The 4,359-nt window shown below is 72.1% G+C and carries 5 protein-coding genes; all 5 read left to right on the top strand.

Features of this window, described 5'->3' with window-relative positions:
- The first annotated feature begins 114 nt into the window (after positions 1-114).
- Complete coding sequence (locus ACTHJJ_RS04825) at positions 115-684, top strand: TOBE domain-containing protein (RefSeq protein WP_440301802.1); 570 nt, start codon at positions 115-117, stop codon at positions 682-684.
- A complete protein-coding gene (locus ACTHJJ_RS04820; RefSeq protein ID WP_440301801.1) occupies positions 681-1,595 on the top strand; it encodes an ABC transporter permease in 915 nt (304 codons plus the stop codon). Before ACTHJJ_RS04825 ends, ACTHJJ_RS04820 begins: the two co-directional genes overlap by 4 nt.
- Positions 1,595-2,455, top strand: coding sequence for an ABC transporter permease (locus tag ACTHJJ_RS04815; protein ID WP_440301800.1), 861 nt, complete (start codon positions 1,595-1,597; stop codon positions 2,453-2,455). Before ACTHJJ_RS04820 ends, ACTHJJ_RS04815 begins: the two co-directional genes overlap by 1 nt.
- Entirely contained in the window at positions 2,452-3,462 is a 1,011-nt protein-coding gene (locus tag ACTHJJ_RS04810; protein WP_440301799.1) for a sugar kinase, read from the top strand. The genes ACTHJJ_RS04815 and ACTHJJ_RS04810 overlap by 4 nt, the downstream gene beginning before the upstream one ends.
- Positions 3,459-4,359: UxaA family hydrolase (locus ACTHJJ_RS04805; protein WP_440301798.1), on the top strand; the 901-nt coding region annotated here is incomplete at its 3' end. The genes ACTHJJ_RS04810 and ACTHJJ_RS04805, both read left to right, overlap by 4 nt.

Below are 4,359 nucleotides of genomic sequence, written 5' to 3'. Positions count from 1 at the left end.
CCCTCGCTCGTCCTCATGGACGAGCCGGTGGCCAACCTCGACGCGTAGCTCCGCCTCGAGCTGCGCACCGAGATCCGGCGTATCCACCCGAGCCTCGGCCTCACCACGGTCTACGTGACGCACGACCAGGAGGAGGCCCTGTCGATGGCCGACCGACTGGTCGTCCTGCGCAACGGCCAGGTGCAGCAGATCGGCACGCCGGAGGAGCTGCACACGCAGCCCGCGAACTGGCATGTCGCGGGGTTCATGGGCTTCCGCAACCTCTTCGAGCTCGACGCGACCCGGGCCGACTCGGGTGGCGTCGTCGTCGAGGGCCGCGGGCTGCGGCTCACCGGGGCGGCCGCACCCGGTGTCTCCGCCGGTGAGCCGGTCGTCGTCGGGGTCCGCCCCGAGGACATCGAGGTCCTGCCCGGCGGCCCGGCCGGCGCGGGCGCCACGGACAACTCGATGTCCGCCACGGTGGAGGTCGTCGAGTACCACGGCCGGGAGTTCGCGGTCGAGGCCCGCACATCGTCTGGTGCCGCCTTCCACCTGAAGACCCCCGAGCGCGTCGCCCCCGGCGACGAGGTGACGCTCGCCATCCCGTCCGAGCGACTGCTCGTCTTCCCCCGCGGGGACGAGCGGCCGCCGGCGCCGGCCCTCGCCGATGCCCAGCCGTCCCTCAGCGAGGTGGGCTCGACATGAGCACGGCCACCTCTCGAGCGACCCCACCGGGCACCGGCCTCAGCCGGCGCCACCGGCTCGCCGAGCGGGGCATCGACAGCCAGCTGCTCCTGCTCGTGCCGGCCATCATCTTCGTCATCGGGCTGTTCGTCTACCCGTTCCTCTTCGGTCTCGGCCTGTCCTTCCAGCCGACCAACGGGGGTGGCCCGTTCGCGGAGTACCAGCGGTTCTTCAGCGATGCCTTCCAGCGCGACACCATCTGGAAGACGCTCCGGCTCTCCGTCCCGGCGGCGCTGTTCAACGTCCTCGCCTCGGTGCCGATCGCGTTCCGGATGCGGGGACGGTTCCGGGGCAAGCGGCTCATTACGACGATGCTCGTCGTGCCGATCACGCTCGGCACGGTGCTCACCGCCGAGGGCCTGCTCAACTTCCTCGGGCCGGCCGGGTGGTTCAACCGGTCGCTGCAGGCGATCGGCCTCATCGACCAGCCGCTCCGGCTGATCAACAACTACTGGGGCGTGTTCTTCTCGCTCGTCATCACCGGGTTCCCGTTCGCGTTCCTGCTGATCCTGTCCTACCTCTCGGGGATCGACCCGACCCTCGAGCGGGCGGCCGCGACGCTGGGCGCGGACTGGAAGGCCCGGTTCCGCCGGATCACGCTCCCCCTGCTCGCGCCGGGGCTCGCGACGACGTTCTGCCTGACGTTCGTCCTCGCGTTCAGCGTCTTCCCGTCCGCGATCCTCGTCGGTAACCCGACCGGCGAGACGCGGGTCATCTCGATCGCGGCGTACCAGGCGGCATACGAGCAGTACGACTACCCGTTCGCCTCGGCCATCGCGATGATCATGGGCGCCGTCGAGCTGGTCGTCATCGCGCTCGTGCTGCTGTGGCGCAGCAGGTTCTACAAGGGTGCGACCGGAGGTAAGGGCTGATGACCACGATCACCGCAGAGGCGCCGCGCCGGCGCATCGTCGCGAGCCCGGGCGCGTGGCTCGTCTGGGGCAGCGTGGCGATCTTCATGCTCTTCCTGGTCGGGGTCGTCGGGTCCGTCCTCGTCAACTCGTTCGGCGAGCGCTGGTTCAACCGGTGGCTGCCCGAGGCCTACACGACGCAGTGGTACAACCAGGCGTGGTCGGACTTCGCCCTGTTCGACGTCATCATCGTCACCCTCGAGGTGGCCGCGGCGGTCGTCGTGCTGTCCGTGCTGATCGGGGTGCCGGCGTCCTACGTCCTCGCCCGGCGCAACTTCCCGGGCAAGCGGCTGGTGAACCTCGCGTTCCTCCTGCCGATCCTCATGCCGCCGATCACCTACGGCATCCCGCTCGCCACGGTGCTCTACAAGTTCAACCTGGCGGGCAACATCAGCGGCGTGATCCTGGCGAACCTCGTCCCGTGCGTGCCGTTCGTCATCCTCACGATGACCCCGTTCATCGAGCAGATCGACCCGACCATCGAGCGGGCCGCCCGGATGTCGGGCGCCCGGACGTTCTCGATCTTCACCCGGATCCTCGCGCCCCTGCTGGTGCCCGGGATCCTGGCCTCGTCGATCCTCGTCCTCGTCCGCACGGTGGGCATGTTCGAGCTGACCTTCCTCACGGCCGGCCCGGACTCGAACACCCTGGTCGTGGCCCTGTTCAACTCGATGAACGCCGCGGGCATCCGGGCGCAGCAGTCGGTCGACGCGATGGCTGTGATCTACATGCTCATCATGGCGGTCCTGCTCATCACCGCCCTGCGGTTCGTCAACCCGACCCAGCTCGTCGCGCAGGTCAAGGAGGAGCAGGAAGCGTGACCACCCCAGGTCAGCCGGCCCACCCAGAGGGTATGCCGCCCAGCTCGCCTCTCGTCGTCGTGCTGGGTGAGGTGCTCGTCGAGCTCTCGTCCACCGAACCGTTCGCGGCGGGCCGGACCCTGCGGCTCGACTTCTCCGGCGACGCCCTCAACGTCGCGGCGGCCGCCGCGGCCGCGGGGGCCCGGGCGGTGCTCGCCTCCCGGGTCCCCGACGACGAGCTCGGCGAGGCGCTGCTGCTCCGCTGCGCCGAACTCGGGGTCGACACGACCGGCGTGGTGCGGGTGCCGGGCCACCACGGCGTCTACTTCAGCCACGCCGACCCGATGGGTGCCCGGCAGTTCGCCTACGCCCGGGCCGGCAGCGTCGGGGCGAGCCTCTCCCCCGACGACCTCGACGTCGACCTGCTCGCCGCGGCGGATGTCGTCGTGACGAGCGGCATCACCGCCGCGCTTTCGGAGTCGGCCCGCGAGACGGTGCGCCGCGCGGCCGCCGTGGCGGGCCGGCTCGTCTACGACCCGAACTTCCGGCCCCGCCTCACCAGCGCGAGCGCCGCGGGCGAGTTCCTCCGCGAGATCGCCCCGCACTCCGAGGTCATCACCCCGTCGTGGCCCGGCGAGACCACCGACCTGCTCGGCCTGGCACCCGACGTGCCGGCCCGCGAGGCCGCGGCCGCGGCCCTCCGGCTCGGCAGCAGGTCTGTCGTCCTCACGTGTGGCCCGGCCGGGGCCGTCGTCGCGACCGGCGAGCAGCTCCTCGAGGTACCGGCCCCGCCGGCCCGCGTCGTCGTCGACCAGACCGGTGCCGGGGACTGCCTCACCGGCACCCTCGCCGCGCGCCTCGCCGCCGGGGACCCGCTGCACGAGGCGGTCCGGCTCGGCACCGCGGCAGCGTCCCTCTCCGTCGGCGGCCAGGGCGGGACCGGGCACCAGCCCTCCCTCGAGGAGACCCGCCGCGCCGCTACCGCACCCGAAACCCCTGCCACCCAAGGGAACCGAGAACCGAGATGACGAACCAGCTGCTCCTCCTCGCCTCCGGTGACGACGTCGCGATCGCCCTCGACGAGCTCGCTCCGGGGGCCACCGCAGCGGCCGGCGACGGGACGAGCGTCACCGCGGTGAGCGCCATACCGCGTGGGCACAAGGTGGCCCTGAGCGACCTCGCCGCGGGCACCCTCGTGCACAAGTACGGCCACGTCATCGGCGTCACGACGGCGCCGGTGCGGGCCGGCGAGCACCTCCACGTGCACAACCTCGCCATGCCCAAGGGGGCGAGCGCGCTGGCGTCAGGCGGCGGCCAGGCGACCACCGCGCTGACGCTGCCGGCGGACCTCCGGCGCACCTTCATGGGGATCCGCCGCCCGGACGGCCGGGTCGGCACCCGCAACTACGTCGGCGTGCTGACGACCGTGAACTGCTCGGCGACCGTCGCGCGGCAGGTCGCGCGACGCACCGAGGACGCCGTCGCCGCGCTGCACCCCGACGGGGTCGACGGCGTCGTCGCCCTGACCCACGGCACGGGCTGCGGCATGGCCGACTCCGGCGAGGGCTGGGACCTGCTGCGCAAGACCCTGCAGGGCTACGCGCGACACCCGAACATCGGGGCGCTCGTCGTCATCGGCCTCGGCTGCGAGGTCAACTCGGTCACCGGGCTCATCGACTCGCTCGGGGTCGACGCGGCGATCCCGATCGAGCACTTCACGATCCAGGACGTCGGCGGCACGGCGGCGGCCATCACCGAGGGCGAGAAGTACGTGACCGGCCTCGCCGAAGACCTGCGCGGGACCCGGCGGACCGAGGTCGGCGTCGAGCACCTCGTCCTCGGGCTCAACTGTGGCGGCTCGGACGCCTGGTCGGGGCTCACGGCCAACCCGGCCCTCGGTGTCGCGAGCGACCTGCTCGTCGCCG

The organism is Intrasporangium sp., from assembly GCF_051961875.1.
Lineage (GTDB): Bacteria > Actinomycetota > Actinomycetes > Actinomycetales > Dermatophilaceae > Intrasporangium_A.
The sequence above is the reverse complement of the archived record's forward strand: the minus strand, read 5'-3'. Positions and strand labels throughout refer to the sequence as shown.